27 protein-coding genes are annotated in these 22,441 nt (G+C 37.0%); 8 read left to right on the top strand and 19 right to left on the bottom strand.

The window, feature by feature from the left end; genetic code table 11:
* Positions 1-230 precede the first annotated feature (230 nt).
* Complete coding sequence (locus ACWPVE_RS17765) at positions 231-974, bottom strand: AAA family ATPase (protein ID WP_453995675.1); 744 nt, start codon at positions 972-974, stop codon at positions 231-233.
* 153 nt (positions 975-1,127) lie between these two features.
* On the opposite strand from ACWPVE_RS17765, the gene ACWPVE_RS17760 reads away from it, so the two are divergent.
* Entirely contained in the window at positions 1,128-1,649 is a 522-nt protein-coding gene (locus tag ACWPVE_RS17760; RefSeq protein ID WP_453995673.1) for an HD domain-containing protein, read from the top strand.
* Positions 1,650-1,734: 85 nt separating this feature from the next.
* Here ACWPVE_RS17760 and ACWPVE_RS17755 read toward each other — a convergent pair whose 3' ends face one another.
* The 6 genes from ACWPVE_RS17755 to ACWPVE_RS17730 form a co-directional block, all read right to left on the bottom strand.
* Positions 1,735-2,979 carry an aminopeptidase gene (locus tag ACWPVE_RS17755; protein WP_453995671.1) on the bottom strand — a complete coding sequence of 415 codons (1,245 nt, stop codon included), beginning with the start codon at positions 2,977-2,979 and terminating at the stop codon, positions 1,735-1,737.
* A gap of 59 nt (positions 2,980-3,038) precedes the next feature.
* Positions 3,039-3,476 (bottom strand): SRPBCC family protein, encoded by a 438-nt coding sequence (locus ACWPVE_RS17750; protein WP_453995669.1) that lies wholly within the window; start codon positions 3,474-3,476, stop codon positions 3,039-3,041.
* A gap of 401 nt (positions 3,477-3,877) precedes the next feature.
* Positions 3,878-4,459, bottom strand: coding sequence for a YpmS family protein (locus ACWPVE_RS17745; protein WP_453995667.1), 582 nt, complete (start codon positions 4,457-4,459; stop codon positions 3,878-3,880).
* A 25-nt stretch (positions 4,460-4,484) separates the two neighbouring features.
* The gene (locus ACWPVE_RS17740; protein ID WP_453995665.1) at positions 4,485-5,252 is read right to left on the bottom strand and encodes an SGNH/GDSL hydrolase family protein; all 768 of its coding nucleotides are present in this window, start codon (positions 5,250-5,252) and stop codon (positions 4,485-4,487) included.
* A 205-nt stretch (positions 5,253-5,457) separates the two neighbouring features.
* Positions 5,458-6,312 carry a metallophosphoesterase gene (locus ACWPVE_RS17735; RefSeq protein WP_453995663.1) on the bottom strand — a complete coding sequence of 285 codons (855 nt, stop codon included), beginning with the start codon at positions 6,310-6,312 and terminating at the stop codon, positions 5,458-5,460.
* A 70-nt stretch (positions 6,313-6,382) separates the two neighbouring features.
* Positions 6,383-6,934: a YkoP family protein gene (locus tag ACWPVE_RS17730; protein ID WP_453995661.1), complete on the bottom strand. Its 552-nt coding sequence runs from the start codon at positions 6,932-6,934 to the stop codon at positions 6,383-6,385.
* 136 nt (positions 6,935-7,070) lie between these two features.
* On the opposite strand from ACWPVE_RS17730, the gene ACWPVE_RS17725 reads away from it, so the two are divergent.
* Both ACWPVE_RS17725 and ACWPVE_RS17720 read left to right on the top strand, forming a co-directional pair.
* The gene (locus tag ACWPVE_RS17725) at positions 7,071-8,129 is read left to right on the top strand and encodes an MGDG synthase family glycosyltransferase (protein WP_453995659.1); all 1,059 of its coding nucleotides are present in this window, start codon (positions 7,071-7,073) and stop codon (positions 8,127-8,129) included.
* A gap of 46 nt (positions 8,130-8,175) precedes the next feature.
* On the top strand, positions 8,176-8,325 hold the full coding sequence (locus tag ACWPVE_RS17720) for a hypothetical protein (RefSeq protein ID WP_453995657.1): 150 nt from the start codon (positions 8,176-8,178) through the stop codon (positions 8,323-8,325).
* Between the two features lie 44 nt (positions 8,326-8,369).
* Here the strand turns inward: ACWPVE_RS17720 and ACWPVE_RS17715 are convergent, their stop codons facing one another.
* Positions 8,370-8,963 carry an SCO family protein gene (locus ACWPVE_RS17715; RefSeq protein ID WP_453995655.1) on the bottom strand — a complete coding sequence of 198 codons (594 nt, stop codon included), beginning with the start codon at positions 8,961-8,963 and terminating at the stop codon, positions 8,370-8,372.
* Between the two features lie 176 nt (positions 8,964-9,139).
* On the opposite strand from ACWPVE_RS17715, the gene ACWPVE_RS17710 reads away from it, so the two are divergent.
* Positions 9,140-9,760: a YitT family protein gene (locus ACWPVE_RS17710; RefSeq protein ID WP_453995653.1), complete on the top strand. Its 621-nt coding sequence runs from the start codon at positions 9,140-9,142 to the stop codon at positions 9,758-9,760.
* Positions 9,761-9,784: 24 nt separating this feature from the next.
* On the opposite strand, the gene cysC is transcribed toward ACWPVE_RS17710, so the two are convergent.
* From cysC to ACWPVE_RS17685, 5 genes are read right to left on the bottom strand one after another with little or no spacing between them, the layout of a single operon-like run.
* Entirely contained in the window at positions 9,785-10,390 is a 606-nt protein-coding gene (cysC, locus tag ACWPVE_RS17705) for an adenylyl-sulfate kinase (protein ID WP_453995651.1), read from the bottom strand.
* A gap of 9 nt (positions 10,391-10,399) precedes the next feature.
* Positions 10,400-11,548, bottom strand: coding sequence for a sulfate adenylyltransferase (sat, locus tag ACWPVE_RS17700; protein WP_453995649.1), 1,149 nt, complete (start codon positions 11,546-11,548; stop codon positions 10,400-10,402).
* Between the two features lie 17 nt (positions 11,549-11,565).
* Positions 11,566-12,273, bottom strand: a complete 708-nt coding sequence (locus ACWPVE_RS17695; protein WP_453995647.1) for a phosphoadenylyl-sulfate reductase — start codon at positions 12,271-12,273, stop codon at positions 11,566-11,568.
* The gene (locus tag ACWPVE_RS17690) at positions 12,254-12,814 is read right to left on the bottom strand and encodes a histidine phosphatase family protein (protein WP_453995645.1); all 561 of its coding nucleotides are present in this window, start codon (positions 12,812-12,814) and stop codon (positions 12,254-12,256) included. The genes ACWPVE_RS17695 and ACWPVE_RS17690 overlap by 20 nt, the downstream gene beginning before the upstream one ends.
* Positions 12,799-13,566, bottom strand: coding sequence for a phosphosulfolactate synthase (locus ACWPVE_RS17685; RefSeq protein ID WP_453995643.1), 768 nt, complete (start codon positions 13,564-13,566; stop codon positions 12,799-12,801). Before ACWPVE_RS17685 ends, ACWPVE_RS17690 begins: the two co-directional genes overlap by 16 nt.
* Before the next feature lie 331 nt (positions 13,567-13,897).
* On the opposite strand from ACWPVE_RS17685, the gene ACWPVE_RS17680 reads away from it, so the two are divergent.
* The 3 genes from ACWPVE_RS17680 (at position 13,898) to ACWPVE_RS17670 (ending at position 16,036) form a co-directional block, all read left to right on the top strand.
* On the top strand, positions 13,898-15,121 hold the full coding sequence (locus ACWPVE_RS17680) for an MFS transporter (protein WP_453997615.1): 1,224 nt from the start codon (positions 13,898-13,900) through the stop codon (positions 15,119-15,121).
* 21 nt (positions 15,122-15,142) lie between these two features.
* On the top strand, positions 15,143-15,430 hold the full coding sequence (locus ACWPVE_RS17675; protein WP_453995641.1) for a hypothetical protein: 288 nt from the start codon (positions 15,143-15,145) through the stop codon (positions 15,428-15,430).
* Between the two features lie 123 nt (positions 15,431-15,553).
* Positions 15,554-16,036 carry a PCYCGC motif-containing (lipo)protein gene (locus ACWPVE_RS17670; protein WP_453995639.1) on the top strand — a complete coding sequence of 161 codons (483 nt, stop codon included), beginning with the start codon at positions 15,554-15,556 and terminating at the stop codon, positions 16,034-16,036.
* A gap of 86 nt (positions 16,037-16,122) precedes the next feature.
* On the opposite strand, the gene ACWPVE_RS17665 is transcribed toward ACWPVE_RS17670, so the two are convergent.
* From ACWPVE_RS17665 to ilvA, 3 genes are all read right to left on the bottom strand, one after another.
* Positions 16,123-16,965, bottom strand: a complete 843-nt coding sequence (locus tag ACWPVE_RS17665) for a DegV family protein (protein ID WP_453995637.1) — start codon at positions 16,963-16,965, stop codon at positions 16,123-16,125.
* A gap of 369 nt (positions 16,966-17,334) precedes the next feature.
* Complete coding sequence (locus tag ACWPVE_RS17660) at positions 17,335-17,586, bottom strand: DUF2535 family protein (protein ID WP_453995635.1); 252 nt, start codon at positions 17,584-17,586, stop codon at positions 17,335-17,337.
* 87 nt (positions 17,587-17,673) lie between these two features.
* Positions 17,674-18,945, bottom strand: coding sequence for a threonine ammonia-lyase IlvA (gene ilvA, locus ACWPVE_RS17655; protein WP_453995633.1), 1,272 nt, complete (start codon positions 18,943-18,945; stop codon positions 17,674-17,676).
* Positions 18,946-19,218: 273 nt separating this feature from the next.
* Here ilvA and trhA point away from each other — a divergent pair, with 273 nt between their 5' ends.
* On the top strand, positions 19,219-19,872 hold the full coding sequence (gene trhA / locus ACWPVE_RS17650) for a PAQR family membrane homeostasis protein TrhA (RefSeq protein ID WP_453995631.1): 654 nt from the start codon (positions 19,219-19,221) through the stop codon (positions 19,870-19,872).
* A gap of 358 nt (positions 19,873-20,230) precedes the next feature.
* On the opposite strand, the gene ACWPVE_RS17645 is transcribed toward trhA, so the two are convergent.
* The 3 genes from ACWPVE_RS17645 to ACWPVE_RS17635 form a co-directional block, all read right to left on the bottom strand.
* On the bottom strand, positions 20,231-20,707 hold the full coding sequence (locus ACWPVE_RS17645) for a YusW family protein (RefSeq protein ID WP_453995629.1): 477 nt from the start codon (positions 20,705-20,707) through the stop codon (positions 20,231-20,233).
* A gap of 219 nt (positions 20,708-20,926) precedes the next feature.
* Positions 20,927-21,412 carry a dihydrofolate reductase gene (locus ACWPVE_RS17640; protein ID WP_453995627.1) on the bottom strand — a complete coding sequence of 162 codons (486 nt, stop codon included), beginning with the start codon at positions 21,410-21,412 and terminating at the stop codon, positions 20,927-20,929.
* Positions 21,413-21,478: 66 nt separating this feature from the next.
* A complete protein-coding gene (locus ACWPVE_RS17635) occupies positions 21,479-22,435 on the bottom strand; it encodes a thymidylate synthase (protein WP_453995625.1) in 957 nt (318 codons plus the stop codon).
* Positions 22,436-22,441 lie beyond the last annotated feature (6 nt).

Raw genomic sequence — 22,441 nt, 5'->3', positions numbered from 1 at the left:
TTTTGTAACCTTGTTGATTGTAGCGGAAGGTACGAGACTCCTGCGGGAGAAGCGTGGCCAGGGGAGACCCCGCAGGAGCTTGCGACGAGGAGGCTCCCGGACCGCCCGCGGAAAGCGAGTACCTGCAGCGGAAATCAACACCAGATTTTTTAGTAAACCCAAAAAACAAAAAATGAGGGCTGTCCTCAAAAGTCATTTTTCAGTGACTTTTTGGACAGCCCCTTTTTGTATTAATCTACTTCATCTTCCCGAAACAATTCAAGTAAATACTGTTCCCTTCGGTTCAAGAAGCCCGTTGTGATCTGATAATGCTCAGTATCCTCATAGTCAATCTCCTCAATTGGGCTTGCATCAAAATTATAAATCTGAGCCTTTGGATACCCTAATAAGATTGGTGAATGGGTAGCGATAATAAACTGCGCATTGCCCCCTTTGGTCAAATCATGAATTACACGTAAAAAAGCAAGCTGTCGCGCTGGGGATAATGCTGCCTCAGGCTCATCCAATAAATAAATGCTTTGTCCACCAAAACGGTTTAAGAATAATGATAAAAATGACTCACCATGCGACTGCTCATGAAGTGATTTTCCCCCATATCCCTCATAGTTAAAAGTTGGATCCTCCTTTGCCAATCGATCAAGATAACTAGCAAAATGAAAGAAGCTCTCGGCTCGTAAAAAGAAGCCCTGATTAATCTTAGGCATCCAAGACAGCCGAATATGCTCACTTAAAGCAGGAGGTATCTCTTCAAACGTATACGTATTATTCCGTCCGCCTCCCCCACTATGAAACCCACACTGATGGGCAATCGCTTCAAGTAATGTGGACTTTCCTGAGCCATTCTCTCCTACAAAAAATGTGACACATTCATGAAAATCAAGCTGTTCGAGACCTCGAATACTTGGAATAGAAAAAGGATAATCCCGTACATTATGTATATTATCTGTCATTAATTTAACACTTCGTAAAAACACTGTACATCACCACACTCACGTATTAACTACCATTTTAACACGTTCATCTTTTCCTTCCACCCATTTCCTATCGATTATGATGTTTACGCCTTGATATTCATGTCAAGACATGGTAAAATTCTAAAAATTTATTAAAATAAGGAGGCAGATAAAATGAGATATGTTACACTAACCGACATCTATCATCACCGAATCGCACAGAAATACCTATCTCGTTCGGGTAAGGCTCACGCGATTGCTTGCGCATACCATGCATTTAAAATGGCCAAGCAACAAAATGTTTCAGTCGACCTTGCTACGAAGGCAGCATTGCTTCATGACATGGGGCATTATACGTGGTATAAAAATGGGCAATGGGATTATTCGTTATACAAAGAAAATGACATTCATGCGATTAAAGGAGCAGAACGAGCTCATAAATTGTTAATTCGTTTGGGTGAAAACCCGAAATATGCAAAAGAAGTTGCTTACGCGATTTTGTTTCATACAGATTCTTATATTGAAGAAGGCTTTATAAAACGAACCCCGCTTCAAGCCATTACAAAACTTGCTGATGAAATGGATGAAGAAGAAGGCGGACTTCATCATTATCGTCAAATTGATGAAGACAAAGCAAAGAACATGATTGCCAAATTAGATAAAATGGTCGATGAAGAAATGGCCAAACAGCAATAAGTTCACCTCATCATAGGCAATTGTAAATAAACCAAAAAAGCCCAAGGAAAGCTCCTTTAGAAGCATTCTCCTGGACCACAACATCTTATATTGCCCAATCACCTTTTCGGAAAATCGGAACGACTGTACCGTCTTGTTTAATACCGTCAATATCCATTTCACTTGAACCAATCATGAAATCAACATGAATGGTTGATACATTTAAGCCGTGACTTTTGAGTTCTTCTTCACTCATTTTTGTACCACCTTGAAGATTTGTTGGATAAGCTGCACCGATTGCAAGGTGATTTGAAGCATTCTCATCAAATAATGTATTAAAGAACGTAATTCCTGACTGAGAAATTGGTGATGGATCTGGTACTAGTGCAACTTCACCAAGCCCTGTTCCACCCTCATTATCAAATACAAGTTTTTTCATGATTTCATCTCCCGTTTCTGCGGAGATGTCAACAATTTTTCCGTCTTTAAAGGTAACTTCAATGCCTTCAATTAAAGTACCTGCATAGCTTAATGGTTTTGTACTCCTTACGACTCCGTCCATACGGTTCGTGTCAGGAGCTGTGTACACTTCTTCAGTTGGCATGTTTGCGATAAATTCTTCACCTTTTGGATTCACACTTTTTGCACTATCCCAAATATGATTCTTTGGTAACCCTAGTTTTAGATCCGTTCCTGGAGCACGGAAATGAAGCATGTCAAACTGAATTTCATTTAATTTTGATGCTTTTTCATTCAATGTTTTGGTATGTTCTTCCCAAGCTGCTACAGGATCGTCTTCATAAACCCGACAAGTTTTAAAAATTTGATCCCATAGAGCATCCACTTGTTCTTCAGAAGTTGCTAGATTAGGGAAAACCTTTGCGGCCCAGCCTGCTCCAGCTGCAGCAGCGACCGTCCATTTTAAATCATTATTTTGCGTCGCAATTCGCTGCACTTTAAATGCCTTAGCTGCTCTGTTCTGATAGGCAGAAATTTTAGCAGGATCGACCCCACTTAACATGTTCGGATCACTCGAAACAATCGATAAACGGCAAACCTTGTGGTTTAAGACATGGTCATCAGATTCTTGAATTTCGTAGACAGGAATATCAGTTAATACCTCTTGTGGCTGGTGTAAATAATGTTGCTTCGTGATTTCATCGTCAGACCATTTTACAATGACTTTTTCAGCTCCCATGGCATATGCCTCTTTTGTGACCAGTCGAGCAAGTGGAGCTTGGTCAACATTTATTGTCATTTTAACCCAATCACCTTTTTGCACATTAAGTCCGTTTGCAACTAGAAGCTTCGCATACTTTTGTAAATTTTCCTCAAAATGTGGAAGAGCCATGATATTACCTCCAATAAAAATATGTATATTAAAATACTAGCAAATATGGATAAAAAATACTAATGAATTAGTGCACCCCTTAACGTGGAAATATCATTTTCCAAATAGCCTTTCAAACACGTGAGCATATACATCCAACCTTCTTTTTGCCCTAATAAAACACTGACTAATTCTGGGTTATTGATATTAAAACCAAATTCTGTTACGCCTAACACTGTACTTCCATCCTCTTGTTCAAAGATAAAACGAACAGTCGTCTCGACTTCTCCTTCCCCCCATGTGAATTCAATATTCTCGTTTTCCTTAACCTTATGTACAAAAATCGGAACTTCTGCATTATATTCTTTGTACACCCAGTTAATTCGTTTCCCCTCTTCTAACTTTCCAGAACTGGATGAGAACCAATAATTTCTGATTTTCTCGGGGTCAGCTACCGCTTCAAAAACCTCATGTACTGGCCGATCAATTCGAATTTTCGAGGTGATTTCAGAAATCAATTTAACACAGCTCACTTTCTACATAATCTAGTATTTCAAGCATTCCTTCTTTTAAATAGTACCCTAAAATGGCAAATTGTAAAAAATTTCCCCCGTCAAAAAAGAACCCAAACAAAGAAAATACGAAGGACATATTAAAATTGTACGTAAGACACCGTTCTGGCTACACACTTCGCTATTTAGCGCGCGGTTGATAAGCCTCCTCGCGCTTCGCACTGCGGAGTCTCACCGATATCTTTGCTCTCCTAAACGAGGAGAGTAAGGCCATGCCTGCAAAAAGCGTCTACCCGCAACGAAAATCAACAGAGCGTTAACTTCGATTTACACTAACTAATAGATTAAAGAGCAACAATCTTTTAGAAAGAACCTAAAAAAAGAGCAAACCATTGTTGATTTGCTCATTACTCTGTTGGCACCTTTAAATTAAACCTTAACTCGTCCTTGCTTAAATCAAAGGTATCTACCGCAACTTTCATATCGCTCTTCATTTCCATTTCTGATAAATAGACATAAATATCTTGTTTTTTCGCATCAATCTGAACCCATTCTGGAAGATTATAATAGTCGTTAATATATCTAAGTACAAACGTAACAGGTAGGCTCACTTGCCCAACTGTAAATGCCTCTTGCTGTAATCGTAAATCTCCATTTTCCTGTACCTCAGGTTTAAAAGTCATGACCATGTCTATCTCTTTACCGAATACCGTAATCGCCCCAACAAGCATGACTCGCTCTGTCAAAAGAACCTTATACTGTAGCGGAGTACTCTTTGCTTCTTTTTTCAAAAAGTTATTAATAACCCTCGTAAGATCCGCTTTATTCGTTTCAACTGACAAATTTACATAATCCTTGGAAACTTCATTTTTCTTCTGTGTTATTTCATCGGCTGGTGCAAAGAGTAACCCAACAAATACAAGAACACAAGTAAGATTTATGACAAGTAGTGAAAGAAACAGAAATTTCCACTTGTTTTTTATTTTCATCAAAAACCCCCTCAAACGAAGGAAATTACTCGTTCGTAATCGTGGCAAAAATCCTCTCACTCATGATTTCATATCCTTTCGCATTTGGATGAAATTCATCTTCAGCTAAAAGATTATCACTTGTTTGGCTAAACACATCATCTACTTCCACGAATTTTGTTCGGTCAAATGTTGATAGGATCCGTTGACTTCCCTCGTTCCAATTATCAACGATCGTATTAATTTCTGTAGATAGATCAATAAACCAGCCAAATGGATTGTATAAGCCTACTAGAACAATTTCCGCATCTTGATTATAGGTTCGAATCGTTTCAAGCACTTTTTCGAGTCGAACTTCGTATTTCTCCTGTTCTTTTTTAAACACTTGTAAGGATAAATTGAAAAGATTTTCCTTTACTATTTTCATTATATCATTTCCACCGATGGTAATGATAATGATGTCAGAATCCGCTATTCCTTCCTGTACTTCATCGTTCTGTAATCGATTAAGTAAATCTGTTGTTTTATGGCCTTTTACACCGAAATTTTGTAACGATACCGATTTGACATCTTTTTCTTGCAGCAACTTTTCCTCTAGTAAAGAAGTATAACCGCCTTGTTTTGTTTCATCGCCAACACCTCTGGTAAGCGAATCACCAATTGCCGTAATACGAAGTTCTTTCGGGATAAAATCACCTGGGATTTCTCCCTTCGGACTAAGTCCTGTATCATGATGACTGGTAGCAACACCTGTTGTTGTCGCTATTGTTCCCCCAGAACAACCACCCATTAATAAACTAAGGATTATAATCATTAAAAACTTATTTATCTTCCTCACCACATTTCTAAGTAAGACAGCTGTCTACAAGTTTAGTATTATAGCATACGTAAAAATAACTATTAGGATTCATGTTTCAACAAAATATCTTCATTTAAATGGTATATTTTAAATCGAAAAAAGAATTAAGTCAATTCCGAGCAAAATGCTGAAAAAAGACGTCCAATTTGACGTCTTTTCATTATATTGCTTGTTGTTGTGCGGCTTGTTGTTCACTAAGGGTAAGGGTGTGAATCGTAATTTCAGGATTACTTCCAACACGAATATTAATACCCGTCTGCCCTAATCCCTCATTGATATAAAAAGGTTTCCCGTCATGCGTATGAAATCCTTTTATCATATTCATTCTAACAAGTTTCCCCATTTTCACCAAATGATATGGTTTAGGATAACAAATCTGTCCACCATGAAAATGGCCTGATAATAGATAATCAAAATGATAATCCTTCATATGCAAAACAAGGTTGGGATCATGTGTTAACACTAAATTAAAACCTGGTTGTAAAGACGCATAGGATTTTACTACATCACTTCGTTTCGTACTAAAATCATCAATTCCAATTATATTCAAACAGTGTCCCTGAATCTTTAGTGACTTATTTTCATTTTGAAATGTCTTTACTCCATTTTTTTGTAGAAGTTGCTTTAGTTCTTCAAAATTTTTCTTTTTCAGTACATAATCATGATTTCCAAATACCGCATATGATCCATGTTCGGGTGCAATTTTTTTGAAAACATCAAGATATGGAATGAGTTTTGGAATACTTCGTTTACGATCTAAAAAATCACCTGTTAACGCGATGAGATCAATTTTTTCATTTCTCACTTGTCGATATAATTCATTTGGGGTAATCGATAGATTTTCAAGATGCAAATCTGAAAGATGTAAAACATTTAATTGGGTGGATTCCATGGATGTTTGATCAGGTTTCACAGTGATCTTATTTACTTTCACATCGAATGTGTTCTTATTTGCTTTTCTTATAAAATAAGATACTACTATAAATAAAATAAATAGCAAAAATACCTTAAACAAAAAAACACCACCTCTTTTCCTTCCATTATAAAGAATAGAATTCGAAAAGTTAGTGGAAATGAATGGATGTCTATCGATACAACTCAAACAAGGTATTCTTTGACATAAACAGATATACTGGACGCCTAAGACTACTGTGCACCGAAAATTTTGATACTGCCATCATATACATTGGTAGAAATGCAAACCGTTTAAACCAGAGGTAGAGTTTATTTGAAATTGCAATTGGTTCAAACCCTAACCGACCGCTCCCTTTGTTTAAAGAAGTAATCCCTATAATCCCTTTGATCTCATTCTTCTTTGGATGATTATGTAAAAAGTGAGCAACACCAGGTAAAGCCTGTTTCACTTGTTTATAAATCATTCTTGCTCGAGAAGTTTCCCCCTTAACACCCAGTAGATCCCTCATTAAAAGTACATTATGTAAATGAATTTTGATTAATAAGTCATTCTTATGAATTACCGTTCCATCTGAAAGAACACATGCCCTCCCCTTATATTTAGTGACTCTTACTCGCAAAATCCCTTTGTCTTCTACGTATCTAAGCCTTGTAAGTGCATAATAAATTGGGTCCAAGAATGACCAGACGGTGATGAAACAACCCTTCACTTTTGCGAGCATGATGTAGACTCCTTTTAAAATTATTTTCAATAACATTTTTTCTTTTTTGTATGGAAAATATTTTGGAAAAGTAAGGCAGGATAAAAAAACCACTCATTTTGGAAACTATTCATGACCAACTTGAAAGGGGTTATACATGAAAAGAATCCTTTTTATGCCGTTCCTACAACTCCCATCAGGTCATCACCAGGTGGCTGATGCAATTATAGATTCGCTTGAATCCGATTATGAATGTCAAAAAATCGATATATTACATTACTCGTATGGAAAAATCGAGGCCCTTGTCTCCTCCATCTATCTGAAATGGATCCACCTCTTTCCGAAAACATACAGTTGGATTTATAGAAAATCTGTGTTTCAACAAATGAAACAGGATAAAAACTATCGCCTTTATGAATTTCTATTTAAACGATTTGTTCACAAGCTAATTATCGAAACGAAACCACATTTAATTATCTGTTCTCATGCATTACCTTCCTACATGTTAAACAAACTAAAAGAAAAAAGGCTTTTAGATATTCCAGTTATTAATGTTTATACCGACTATTTCATTCATACTTTTTGGGGGATTCATGAAATTGACTACCATTTCGTCGCTCACCAGAAAATGAAATTATATTTATTGGAAAAAGGAGTAAGCGAGGAAAAAATTTTTGTCACAGGCATTCCCGTCCACCCTAAGCTAAGAGAAAAATCAATCCGAAAAACTGATATGGATACTGGATTTACTTGTACGATTATGGGTGGAAGTCTAGGGGTTGGAGCAATCGAAGAGCTTGTAAGCACCTTGCTCGAAACAAAGCAAATGACCTTTCAAATCCTTTGCGGGAAAAACAATCGTTTGTATGAAAAAATTAACGTACTTCGTCATCCCCGAATCATTCCACTGCGATACATCTCATCGCGTAGTGAAATGAACGCACTATATGAGCAAACCGATCTCGTTATCACAAAGCCTGGTGGCGTCACAATTAGTGAATGTTTAAGGAAGCGAATTCCTACTTTTATCTATTATGCTCTCCCTGGTCAGGAGGAAATAAATCTTCAAGAGCTTTTGGATTTAGGCTTAGTAGTCAAATTGCCACAATGGAATGAAATATCAGACTTTGAAGGGTTACTAAAGACCGAAATAGCAAAATTAACGATGCTCTTTCAAAAGATAGATGGCTTTCACCGTCATCTCTATCAAAAATGACCAGGTGAAATTATTCACGAAATTATCGGAGAATGGAGGTAATCGAATGAAGAAAGAACAACAAGGCCAAACAGTTAAGCAAGAGGAGTTTTCTGATCAACCCCTAAGTGGATGTCTTACTTTCACAAGCGATGAATTGTTTTGGAAGGAACTACATACAGTTGTGAATGATGGTGCCGAAATGGCTAAAGAATAAATAAACGTGAAAAAGGACCCCATCATGGTGTCCTTTTTATATTATTATTGAATTTTCTTAATATCCTCAATAATTTCCTCATATGGTGTGTTAGAAACCCCATCATAATCCTTTAACACTGTACCATTTTGATCAACCAAATAGAAATTCACTACATGCATTACTTGGTCCTGTCCTTCAGGTTTCATCACGATTGCCTTAAAACTATCTTTTGCAAATTGTGTAATCTCATCTAAGCTATACCCTGTCAACAAATGCCAATTAGACAAATCATCACTGTAGCCTTCTGCATATTCTTTCAAAATTTCAGGTGTATCAACATCAGGGTCTACCGAGAAGGATACAAATTCAACATCTAGCCCCTCTTCTTTCACCATACCTTGAAGTTTCGCCATATGCGCTGACATTGGTGGACAAACTGTATCACACTGTGTAAAGATCATATCCGCGATCCATACTTTTCCTTCTAAATCTTTTAGGCTGAAGCTTTCACCATTTTGATCCGTATAGGAAAAATCCGAAACCTCATAATTCAATGGATTGGCAATTCCACTATTTCCACACGCAGCTAAAACTAGAATAAGTGCGATTACAACAAAAAACTTTATTTTTTTCACGTTTTCACCTGCATTCATCATGATCTATTCAATATCTCATTTTATAGATATTGTGATAAAGATACAACTATATTGACTGTGAACAATTTTCGAACATATTGAATAGTACGGCAACATAAAATGGACAAGGAGAGAGCATTTAGGAGGTTAGAGTTTATGAGGTTCTATCATACTTATCGAAAAGGTCATGTTCGCAAATGCCTAGAATTGTACTAACCTATATTTGTATAGTTGCTGGAGCATTTTTACAGGGGCTTGGCATGTCCTTATTTCTATTTCCTCATAACATCCCCTCGGGTGGTGCTGCTGGACTAGCCATTTTGATGAATCACTGGTTACAATTTCCATTAGGTATCTCTTTGTGGATTGTTAATTTTTCATTTTTAATTTTGGCTTTAAAATATTTCGGATTTACGTGGACTGTGAAAACGATGATTGCAGTTACGATTACTTCAGTAACCGTTAGTTTTGCATCAAACTTTGGATCGTTCTTAACACCCTTTTTCTGGCTTGATTTACTTTTAGGCGCCATGATTTTTGGAATTGGAGTCGGACTTTTAATACGAAGTGGATCCTCTAGCGGAGGGATGGTGATCCCAACGTTAATGATCGCACAGTATAATGATTGGTCACCAGGAAAAGTCATGCTTTGGTTAAATTTTTTCATATTCTTACTAACAGCGTCTGTTATCGATTTTTGGATTGTTTTCTATGCGATTATTTGTCAGACGATCTCAACCAATATCATTGATATCATTTATCACTTGAATACTCCTTCATTTATGACGAGTCCCACACTAGGCTGGAGAAAAAAATGAAGTAAGAAAGTATAAACAACTTTCTTACTTCATTAAAATTTCCTTTTCTCTTAAATAGGTTATGATGGTATCTACTGATTGAGAGATTGTTAGTTTATCGGTCTCAATAACTAGTTCTGGATGAATTGGCTCTTCATACGGGGAGCTTATACCTGTAAATTCCATAATTTCCCCGCTTCTTGCTTTTTTATATAACCCCTTTGGATCACGATTCTCACAAATAGATATTGGACATTTTACATATACCTCAATAAATTCCCCGTCAGGAAACAATGTCCTGACTTGTTCACGATCCTCAATAAATGGGGAAATAAATGCAGTACAGACAATTTGCCCACTATCCACGAATAGCTTTGAGACTTCTCCAATTCTTCGAATATTTTCTTTTCGGTCCTCTTTACTAAAGCCGAGCCCTGCATTTAAGCCGTGGCGGATATTATCACCATCAAGAACATAGCTCTGTACACCAAGTGAAAAGAGCTCTTTATCGAGGGCATTCGCTAATGATGATTTACCTGAACCTGAAAGTCCAGTAAACCATACAACACAGCTTTTATGTTGATTTCGTTGTTGTCGCGCCTGTTTCGTTATCGTTGATTGATGCCATAATATATATTGTTCTTCTCCCATATTCCCCACCTAAATTTTAGAGTATTGTTCCGCCATTCCCCGAATGAGTACCTCGACGACTTCTGGTCTGCTGAATTCCTTTGGTGGTTTTTTCCCCGCTTTTAGCATTTCGCGTACTTTGGTACCCGATAAAATAACATGATCTTCATTACTATGTGGACACGTTTTTGCAGAGGCCATATTCCCACATTTTTTACAGAAAAAGCTATGCTCAAAAAACAGCGGTGAGATTCCTAATTCCTCTTCTGTAAAATGACTAAAGATATTTTGGGAATCATACGTTCCATAGTAATTTCCCACACCTGCATGATCGCGCCCCACGATAAAATGTGTACAACCATAATTTTTTCGTACCAATGCATGAAAAATCGCTTCTCTCGGACCTGCGTACCGCATTGCTGCAGGAAAAACAGATAGAAACACTCTGTTTTTTGGATAGTATTTTTCTAAAAGCACCTTATAGCTTTCCATCCGAATATCGCTCGGTATATCATCTGCTTTCGTTTCTCCAACTAATGGATTTAAAAATAATCCATCTACGACTTCCAATGCAGACTTTTGAATGTATTCATGCGCACGATGAACGGGGTTTCTTGTTTGAAAACCCACCACCTTATTCCATCCCAAATGTTTAAAAACCGCTCGTGTTTCAACAGGATCTAGATAAAAGGTTTCGAATTTATACTTTTTTGGTCGGTTCACAAGTTGGATTGGACCCGCTATATAGACACTTGGTCTATCATATAACCGCTTCACACCAGGATGTGCAGACTCGGTCGTACGATATACCTTAAAAGCTTCTACTTCCTTATTTGGTACATACTTTTCAGTCACTTCAATGACTCCATACACCTCTTTATCTTGAACAAGACGTACTTTCTCTCCAATCGAAATCTTCTTAGCAACTGCTTTATCTACTGCCAAGGTAATTGGAATAGACCATGGCATTCCATTTGCCAGTCGCATGGAGTGAAGAATCGATTCATAGTCCTTTTTTCCAACAAATCCTTCAAGTGGACTATATGCTCCTACTGCGAGTAATTCCAAATCACTTAACTCCATATTGCTAAGTTCAATTTGTTTATCAATGTCATCAAAATTAAACATTGGGTTATAACGATTAACCAATGTACCGCCATGCGGCTTACCTAATGTCACTTTTCAAAACCCCCAATTTATTTCACATGCAATCCGCACTCCGTTTTATTTGAGTTGGCCCATCTTCCTGAACGTAAATCACCATTTAGCACTTGGTTTGTGCATGGAGCACACCCAATGCTTGGATAGTTTTTATCGTGCAGTTCATTATAAGGAAGATTATTAAGCTTGATATAAGTCCAAACATCGTCCCATGTCCAATGGATTAATGGACATATCTTAATGTTTTTGAACTTTTCATCCTTATTTAGGTATTCGGTGTTTTTGCGCGTTGGTCCTTGTTCACGTCGCAAACCTGAAATCCACGCCTTGGTCCCTGTCAGTACCTCATGTAACGGTTCGATCTTGCGAATGTGACAGCACAGATTAGGATTTTTCTTCCATAATTCATCACCATGTTGTTTCGCTTGTTCTTCTAGGTTTAAGGCTGGTTTTTTTAATTCAATTTTGAGAGTTGGATATTTTTCTTTTATTTTATCGATAAGTTCATATGTTTCTTTAAAATGAAGTTCAGTATCTAGAAAGACAATGCGTGCATCTCTTTTTATTTTGGAAATGAGGTCAATAAGGACAATTCCTTCCGCTCCAAAACTACAAGCATAAACAATATCTTCAGATGAATATGTTTGATACGCCCATTTTAAGATGTCGTAATAATCCTTATTTGATTCTTTAATCTTTGAAACACTTTCCTCGTTCCAGCTTTCATATGTGATGGCGCCCAATCTCGTATTCCTCCTCTCGAACCTTGATTGTTAGCAACTGGTTATTTTTTATTTCAATTTGATTCATTTTATCGATCGTTCCATATTTGAGATATGATACACATGCACGAATCCAGGATCCATGCCCAAATACTAAAATCGACTCATGATCCTTATATTTTTGTAAAAAAGTAAGGATTCGATCGCCCAAGTCCGCAATCCTTTCACCTAGCTCTATGTTACTTGGATTTGTAAACCATTCCTTCTTGTGAGTTTCGATGAGAAGATTTTTTGCCTTTCCCTCGAACATCCCAAAATCTAGTTCATTCAACAACGGATCAATTGCAAAATCATGATAGCCATAGGCAACGGCTGTTTGTTGGGTTCGAGTCAAAGTACTTGTTAAAATGATTGAGTATTTTTGTTTTAACTTTTGTTTATTTTTTTCAATAGAAGCTAAGACAGTTTCATCTAGATCTAAGATGGGGATATCCTTACTTCCTTGTAGAACACCTCGTTTGTTCCACTCAGTTTGAAGATGCCTTATTAGGGTAAGTTCCATGTCTTTTCCCCCATGAAAAATGTCTCACTACGAAGTCCAAGTCTTTGCGCCTCTAATACGAGTACATCTGTTATTTTGACATTTCCTAAGTTTACATTCGTTCCAAATTGATTAATGAAAAACATTTGCTGCTTCGGGGTCGGTGCTTCAAAAATCACCTTATTGACTTCAACATTCGTTGAAATTTGATTAATTAAATCCATATTGACTTGACCATTTGCATGATAAATCCCTGCTGTTCCTGAATCTCTACCCTCCGTGATGACATATTTACATCCTGATGCTAATAGTAAATTGATTTCCTGCTCCCATTCAGATAAAGGCATTTCTTTCTCTTGGTCTTTCGATCCTACCTCCGCAATGACATGAAACTGCTTCTTAAATTTTTTGATTAATGAAAGCCTTATATGAAGTGGAATATCTACTGTCCCATTTGAGATTTCAATCCATTCAATTTCAAACTTTTGAAGGCTCTGCGCGTATTCATCCAGCTTGCCCTGTACATAGCATTTTTCGAAAAGTGTACCCCCACAATATGGGATTACATTGTATTTTTTATAGAGGTTGATTTTTTCTTGAAGGTTTGGGGTAACGTAAGCTGAACCGATCCCAATTTTCGCAATATCAATATAGGAATGATAATCCTTTAAATAATCCTCCAATTGACCTAAGGGTGTTCCAAAATCGGCAATTGAGGTAAGTCCATAGCTTCGTTCACCCTGTGAACGTACTGGGACATCTAAAAAATTCATGGACAATTACTCCTCCTTCGTCTTGAATATGGTTCAAAACATCTTATCTGTTCAATCTTATTTGTCATAGGTAGTTGTTCTATGTTTGTTACATTCACCCATCTTCTTACAGTTGATATGTTATTCAAAAATAGGTAAATGGTGTACAGAATGGGCTGTTATTAGGCAATATCCCCATTGGAAACTACTAACAGAATATGTATCATAAAAAATTGAAAAAATAGTAAGGCTATTATTTTTAATTAGATGAACGGATGAAGTTCATCCAGCCTTTTACACACACCGTAAAAGAAGGAGATGCAAAAACTTGTCCAGTCAAAAAAACACAGCCATGACGGTTGTTGCGATCAGTTCTATTCCACTCATCCTTGTACTTGGCAATTCAATGCTCATCCCTGTTCTACCAGAGATGCAAAAAGAACTGGATATAAGTCAATTTCAGGTAAGTCTTGTGATCACTGCTTTCTCCGTTGCGGCAGCCATTTCGATCCCATTGCTCGGTTATTTTTCAGACCGGTTCTCAAGAAAGGCGGTCATTATACCAGCTCTAATTCTTTACGGTTCAGGTGGTTTACTTGCTGGGTTTGCATCCACATGGTTTTCTAGCCCATATTTATGGATCATGGCTGGTCGTGTCATGCAGGGGATTGGGGCTGCGGGAACAGCCCCTATTGCAATGGCTTTAACTGGTGATTTATATAAAGGTGCAAAACAAAGCAAAGTATTAGGACTTGTAGAAGCATCCAATGGTTTTGGAAAAGTTATCTCACCCATTATTGGATCACTACTTGCTTTATTATTTTGGTATGCAGCCTTCTACGCTTTCCCAGTCTTTTGCTTAATTTCTGTGCTTCTTACGATCTTCTTTGTTAAAGAGAAAAAACAAAAGAAAGAGCCACCGCCGTTGAAAAAATATGTGAGAGGACTGTTCTCAGTATTTAAGAACGAAGGTAGATGGTTATTCACAGCCTATTTGGCTGGAGCAACATGCTTATTCACATTATTTGGTATTTTGTTTTATTTATCTGATGTTCTAGAGACGACCTATGACACAGATGGTGTACTTAAAGGGGCCATATTGGCAATTCCCCTTTTATGTATGACAACAACTTCCTATGTGACAGGAAGTAAAATCGGAAAGAAGATGCCACTCATGAAGAAGCTCATTATTATTGGGCTTGTTCTCATGACGATTTCATTCGCCTTGTTAGTCTTTTTTGAAAGTTTAATTCCATTCATCGCGGTATTGGCAGTTAGCAGTATCGGAACAGGCTTAGTCCTACCTTGTATTAATAGCTTTATCACCGGTTCAGTATCCACCGAAAAACGAGGGTTTGTAACATCCCTTTATGGTTCGGTCCGATTCCTAGGTGTAGCGGTTGGACCACCCATATATGGCTGGCTCATGAATTGGTCCAGGACTGGGATGTTTCTAACAACTACTTCATTAACACTTATCGTTGGGTTATTATGCATGATGCTTATTCATGTGAAAAAGAAAAATCCAAGCAAAGAATCCAATGATTCACTGTTCAAGAAAGTACAATTTACTTAATTTTGTAAAGGAGAGGTTGTCTTGCAAATTTTTGTTTCTCCAGAGGTAATTAAAGAAGAATGTCAAATCTTAAACATTGTTAACCAAGACAAACAAGCACTTGGATATATCTCGTTCTTCTTTGATGATAAAAAGATGTATGTATATGGACACTGTGAGGAGCTAGGTGTTAGTAAAGATTTCAAGGATACGATCACACCATACATTCAAGGGATGGCAAAGGCCAAACCAGACTTAGATATATTGTCCTACATTTCAATTGGTGGAGAAAAATTAGATTTATCAGATGAAGAATCTGAAGGAAAGTAAGGATATCAATCTCGATATCCTTATTTTTGCATTTTATCTTTATTGACAAAACGGTGAACAAATACGTTGATTCCTTATGATATGTTAAAATGAGCTTACAAACATATGGAAAGGTTGTTCACGATGAAAAAATTATACATCTTTCTCATTCTAGTATTTGTATTTGGTCTGGTTGGTTGTGGACAAAATGAAGAAAGTCATGATTCGTCTAGTGAAGACCATGTTGTGGTCGGGGATATACGTGAGGAAACAGCCTCTATTGATCAACTGCCTTCCTTCTTAGATGACAAACCAGAGGAGATGGTTACGATTTATCAAGCGGCTGCCATGCACAAGGATTTACTTGAAACAATCCCTTGTTATTGTGGCTGTGCTGATTCAGTTGGTCACCGTGATGCATACGACTGCTTTGTCCATGATAATCAAGACGGAAAAATTGTCTGGGATGATCATGGCACAAAATGTGGTGTTTGCTTAGACATTGCAGCTACGTCTGTGCTTGAATATTCAAACGGGAAGTCACCTAGTGAAATTCGGGAATTAATTGATGAGACATATAAAGAAGGTTTCCCTGCTCCAACACCTACACCAAAACCAGAAATATAATAAGTAAAGCAGCTTATTTAAGGTACAGGGGACCTTTTATTGGTAAAAAAATGGCGTGTGAATCGCTCACACGTCATTTTTTGTGCTTATTCCGCATAATACATAAATCCGATTGCTCCTGGACCAGTATGGGTACTGATAACGGGCGTGGTTTCTACAACATCCACTTCCACATATCCAGTTAATTTCTTAATCGCTTCTTTAAGATTAGCCGCTAGCTCCAAAGCATCCACTTGGGCAATCGCTACACCCTTAATAGATTTATTACTTACATCCTCAGCAAATTTCTTACTTAAATATTTTACAATTTGCGAATGACTGCGAACTTTTGAAACAGGGGTATAGACACCATCTTGCAAGGAAGCGATTGGCTTAATATTCAATAAAGATCCAATCAATGCCTTCCCTCTTCCGATACGGCCTCCCTTTACAAGGTTATCCAATGTATCAACCGTTACAAATAGAGTTGAGTTTTTTCTAATTTCTTCGATTCGTTCTAGGATTTCTTCTTTCGTATGCCCGTTCTTAGCCATTTTTGCTGCTTCCAATACCTGAAATGCTAGGGCCCTAGAGATATACATCGAATCAATCACAGTAACGTTTGCTTCACTCAACTTAGCAGCATTTTCTGCTGATGCGACAGTGCCACTCATTCCAGCAGTCATGTGGATGGAGATTATTTCACTTCCGTCAGAACCTAATTGATCATATAATTCAACAAAATGACCAACGGCTGGTTGTGAGCTCTTTGGGAGTTCAACAGACTGTTTCATTCTTTTTAAAAATTCCTGTGGGGTAATATCAATCCTATCGAGGAACGTTTCTCCATCAATGGTGATCGATAGTGGAACGACTGAGATACCCAATTCCTTTATTTGCTTTTCTGATAAATCTGCTGTCGAATCCGTAACAATTTTTATTTTTGTCATACGTTCACTTCCTACTATAAACATCTATTATTAATAAATAGCTTGTCCTTTTTTAAAACGGGTTATAATTGCTCGATGTTGTTACTTCAGAGCAAAAAAAAGAACCGATTTATTGGTTTAAAATCGGTTCATTCTAATCCAATGCGCCTTGGCGTTTTGCGCCAGATTTTTAGGGCGTCATGAGGTGGATTCATAAAGACACCAAAGGTTGTTGTGCTCGAAGTCTTTAATCTTTGCGCACGAAAAACTACCCTAAAAAATCGGAATCCGCTTGAGGCTTTAACTTTATTCAGCCAGGAATTAATCCACTACTATATTGTTTTCTACAACAAATTCTTATTTCATTAAGGGTTTTGAATTAAATTAAAACTAGGCGTTATGTTTTAATTTATCTAGTTGGAAAATTCGTTCATAATCCGTCCATTTAATAACAGATTTTAAGTATTCCCGAAACGAATAGATTTGATTTGGAGCTGATTTTGTCATAATTTTAGACAAAAATACTTGCAAACGAAAATCGAGCATAAAATGATATGTGTTGCCTCTCTCCAATACTGGAATTTCGATTACCTTTACCTTCTGTCCATAACAATTCTTGAACTCTAGGCTTTTGAATAGCAAACTATCAGTCCTTTTTCACCCGTTTCCTTTATTATACATGATAATAAGCCATTCGTCTTTGTCTAAATATGTTATATTCTTGAATTATTAAATCAACAAGTTAAACAATGTGTTTTCTTTATTCAACTCACGGAATGGGAAGCCCTTCTTCATCATTCGATTAAGTAGTGCGTCGTAGTCTTCTTTATGTTTAAGTTCAATCCCAACCAAAGCGGGACCATTATCCTTGTTATTTTTCTTCGTGTATTCAAATCTGGTAATGTCATCGGTTGGACCAAGTACATCAAGTAAAAACTCTCGCAATGCACCTGCTCTTTGTGGAAAATTCACAATAAAGTAGCATTGTAAGCCTTCATAAAGCATTGAACGTTCTTTAATTTCCTGCATCCTGCTGATATCATTATTTCCGCCGCTAAGTACACAAACCACTGTCTTTCCCTTAAGCTTATCCTTGTATAAATCAAGCGCAGCTATTGATAATGCCCCTGCAGGTTCAGCTACGATGGCATTTTCATTATACAGGTCTAAGATGGTTGTACACACTTTCCCCTCTGGTACAGCAATAATGTCATCTACAAGATCATTACTAATCTCAAACGTTTTCTCACCAACTGTCTTAACAGCTGCCCCATCAACAAACTTATCAATTTTATTCAAAGTGGTAACTTCACCATTGGCAATTGATGTCTTCATACTTGGAGCACCTTCTGGTTCAACTCCAATAATCTTAGTGTTTGGAGAAATACTCTTCATATAGGTTGAGATTCCTGAAATAAGCCCTCCTCCACCGATCGCAGCAAATACATAATCTACTGGTTCCGTACAATCATTTAGGATTTCAACCGCTACGGTCCCTTGACCTGAAATGACATCTGCATCATCGAATGGGTGGATAAATGTGCGATTTTCTCTTTTGCAGCATGCTACAGCTTCATCATAAGAATCATCAAACGTATCACCTGTTAAAATGATTTCAACATAATCCCTACCGAAAGCCTCCACTTGTGATACCTTCTGTCTTGGTGTAGTGGATGGCATAAAGATTTTCCCTTTAATTTTCAATGCAAAACAGGAAAATGCTACACCCTGTGCATGGTTTCCAGCACTTGCACATACCACTCCATTTTCTAGTTCTTGCTCAGTTAGATTCTTAATACGATTATAAGCGCCTCTAATTTTAAACGAACGAACAATCTGTAAGTCTTCTCGTTTTATTAATAAGTTACATTCGTAACGTTCAGATAGTAATTCATTTCTTTGTAAAGGTGTATGGATTATAACATCCTTCAATGTTTGATTTGCTTTAATGATATCCTCTACATGGATCCCATCTAATTTTTGTTTTACCTCATGTGCCATGAAGTCCATATCCCCTTTCCTGTGTTCCACAATACTACAGTACAGTAATAAAGATTTAATTTGTTCATTATAACACGAATTAGCTTTTCTGGAGTAAAATTTTCTAAATATTTTATTACATCTAAAAATTAAAACGCTTACAACCTAAACCTCTTAAATTACGAAGCAAATCAACAATAATTCTTTTACTTTTTATGACATATGTCATTTGTATTCTATATTTAATAGCAGTATGATGAGAAGAAGATATTGTAGTTTGAGGTGAAAATAAAAATGACTTTTAGACAAGAATCAATAAAAGAAGAAATTGCAAATGCAATTACACACGGTCTTGGTGTCTTATTAAGCATCCCTGCACTAGTTGTGTTAATCATTTTTGCAGTAAAATATGGGGACATCTGGCATGTAGTAAGTTTTTCAATCTTTGGATCAACAATGTTTCTTCTATACTTATTCTCAACGCTTTTACACAGCATCACACATCCAACAGCAAAGAAAGTGTTTGCCATATTGGATCACTCTGCAATCTATTTATTAATTGCGGGAACCTATACCCCTTTTGTATTAGTAACACTGAGAGGTTGGATTGGTTGGACAATTTTTGGGATTGTGTGGGGTCTCGCTATTATTGGTATCGTATTTAAAATCTTCTTTGTAGAAAGATTTATGATCTTATCAACCGTATGTTATTGTTTAATGGGCTGGATGATTATAGTTGCCATAAAGCCAATCTATGAAAGCATTGGGTTTAATGGCTTCATGTTGCTGTTGACTGGTGGTATTTTTTATACAGTTGGAGCCGTGTTTTATGTCTGGCGAAAGCTTCCATATAACCATGCGATTTGGCATTTGTTCGTACTAGCAGGAAGTGCATCCATGTTTTTTTCCATTTTATTTTATGTGGTGGATGTACCATTTATATCTTAGATTGAATTTGAGTATAGAAAAAGGGGCGGTCCGAAAAGTCATGAAAAAGTGACTATTTAGGACCGTCCCCATTTTTTAGGTTCTGCTACTATTTGGGTGTTGATTTTCGCTGTAGGTATTCGCTTACTGCTGTCGGTCTAGGAGCCTCATCGTCGCAAACTCTTACTGGGTCTCGATAAAGTGTATGTCAAGTTGGGAGTTGTGACATTAGCCCATAATATACTGAAAGTAGCCACACCCACCAGTTACTTTCAGAGGTAAATCGAACAACTCAAAAAGGCAAGGTAGAAAAAAGACTCATTTTTCTACCTTGCCTTACTTTGTATTATGGGACAGGCCCTTTTTCATAAAAGTTTTACTATTTTCCTACATTATACTCTTTCTCCGTACCGTCAAGGAACTTAACTTCTAGCTCAAACTTTTGAAAATCTTTATCTAAATTAAAGGCATTCGTCACGGCAGAAACGACGTCTTCATCTGAAGTATTTTTATCAAAATCGAATTCTTCAAAAATCGGTCTTAAGATTTCAAATGCCTGGTCCCCTTTAACATGATTGTTGTCAAGATCGTTCCTTATTTCAGCTTCCATTCCATCCGTTTCATTTTCATAATCGACGTCATATTCTTTGTTCTCAGGATATTCAACATCTAAATCAAAATGCGTAAATTGAAAAGCGGATTCTGTTGTTTGATTCGAATCGTCCTGAGTGTTTGTTTTATTTTCCTCAACTGGTACATCTTCTGGTACATCCTCTACATTTTCATCGTCATTGTTGCATCCTGCCATAAAAACAAGAATAACTAAAATAGAGGTGAATTGTACTAATTTTTTCATGTTAGACGCTCCTATCTGTTTTTTACTCAGGATTTTTTTCAAAAGATTGTTTGTACTCAAATTGAATTGCGTAACAATCTGTTAGAAAACACCCTTTCCTTTTTACCATTTTAACTATCTTAGGTTGATCTTATACAAATTGTTGTACGAGCAAAAAACGCTATAATCTCGTTACGATAATCATAGCGCTTCTAGATATAAACCCATTATTTAATTTTTCTACATTTTTTCGTATACCATAAACGTATAGTCATATGGATTTTTCTCGTCTTTCACGCCTTTTTCTTCTGAAATGACCTTCCACTCAGATTTATCAAAGGCTGGGAAGTATGTATCTCCTTCAAATTCCTCATCAATTTCCGTGATGTACAGACGATCAGAATATGGAAGAATCTCTTTGAAAATTTCCGCCCCACCGATTACAAATAGCTCCTGATCATGTTCTTCATTCAATTTGAGAATCTCATCAATTGAATGAATGACCTTACAGCCTTCCATTTTGTACGATGTGTCTCGAGTAACAATGATATTTTCTCGTCCAGGAAGTGGGCGTCCAATTGAATCATACGTTTTTCTTCCCATAATAATCGGGTGCCCCATGGTCACTCGTTTAAAATAAGCTAAATCTGCTGGTAAGCGCCAAGGAAGATCGTTATCCTTGCCAATTAATCTGTTTTTATCCATTGCTACTAATAGTGAAATCATATTAATCATCCTCACACAAAAAGTCCTAGAGTAAATTATACTCTAGGAACTTGCAATTTGGAATCCTTAAACCGCAACGGGTGCCTTAATGGTTGGATGTGGGTCATACCCTACGATTTCAATGTCGTCCATTTCAAAGTCAAAAACAGATTGTACTGCGGTATTCAGCTTTAAAGTCGGGGACGGACGAGGGTCACGACTTAATTGTAATGTTACTTGTTCGATATGATTTGTATAGATATGTGCATCCCCAATGGTATGGATGAATTCCCCTACCTCTAATCCACATTCAAATGCAATTAGATGTGTTAACAGCGCATAGCTTGCAATATTGAAGGGAATTCCGAGAAAAAGGTCGCCTGAGCGCTGATAAAGTTGACAACTCAACTTCCCATCTGCTACATAAAATTGGAAAAGACTGTGACATGGCGGTAAGGACATAAATTCCACATCTCCAGGATTATAACCAACGACAAGATGACGTCTACTATCAGGATTATTTTTAATCTGATTGATGACATTTTTTAATTGGTCAATAGACTCACCACGTGATGTTTCCCATGACCTCCATTGCTTTCCGTAAACTGGACCGAGCTCTCCGTATTTAGAAGCAAAACCCTCGTCCTCTAAAATACGTGACTTAAACTTGTCCATCTCTGCTTGATATAGCTCATTAAACTCTGGATCTTTCAAACTCCTGTTACCAAAATCCGTCATATCTGGACCCTTGTACTCATCACTTTCAACCCAATTTTTAAAGGCCCACTCATTCCAAATATTGTTGTTGTTTTTAAGTAAATATCTAATATTCGTGTCCCCTTTAATAAACCAGAGCAATTCACTTGCTATTAGTCGAAATGGAACCCTTTTTGTTGTAAGTAAAGGAAAACCTTCGTTTAAATCAAAACGCATTTGATAGCCAAAAACAGATACCGTTCCTGTCCCTGTACGATCCATTTTTTTCGTACCTTTTTCAAGAACATGCTTTAATAGATCTAGATACGCACTTTCACCTTGTTTCAATCGATT

It is taken from the genome of Bacillus nitroreducens (assembly GCF_964021195.1).
The sequence above is the reverse complement of the archived record's forward strand: the minus strand, read 5'-3'. Positions and strand labels throughout refer to the sequence as shown.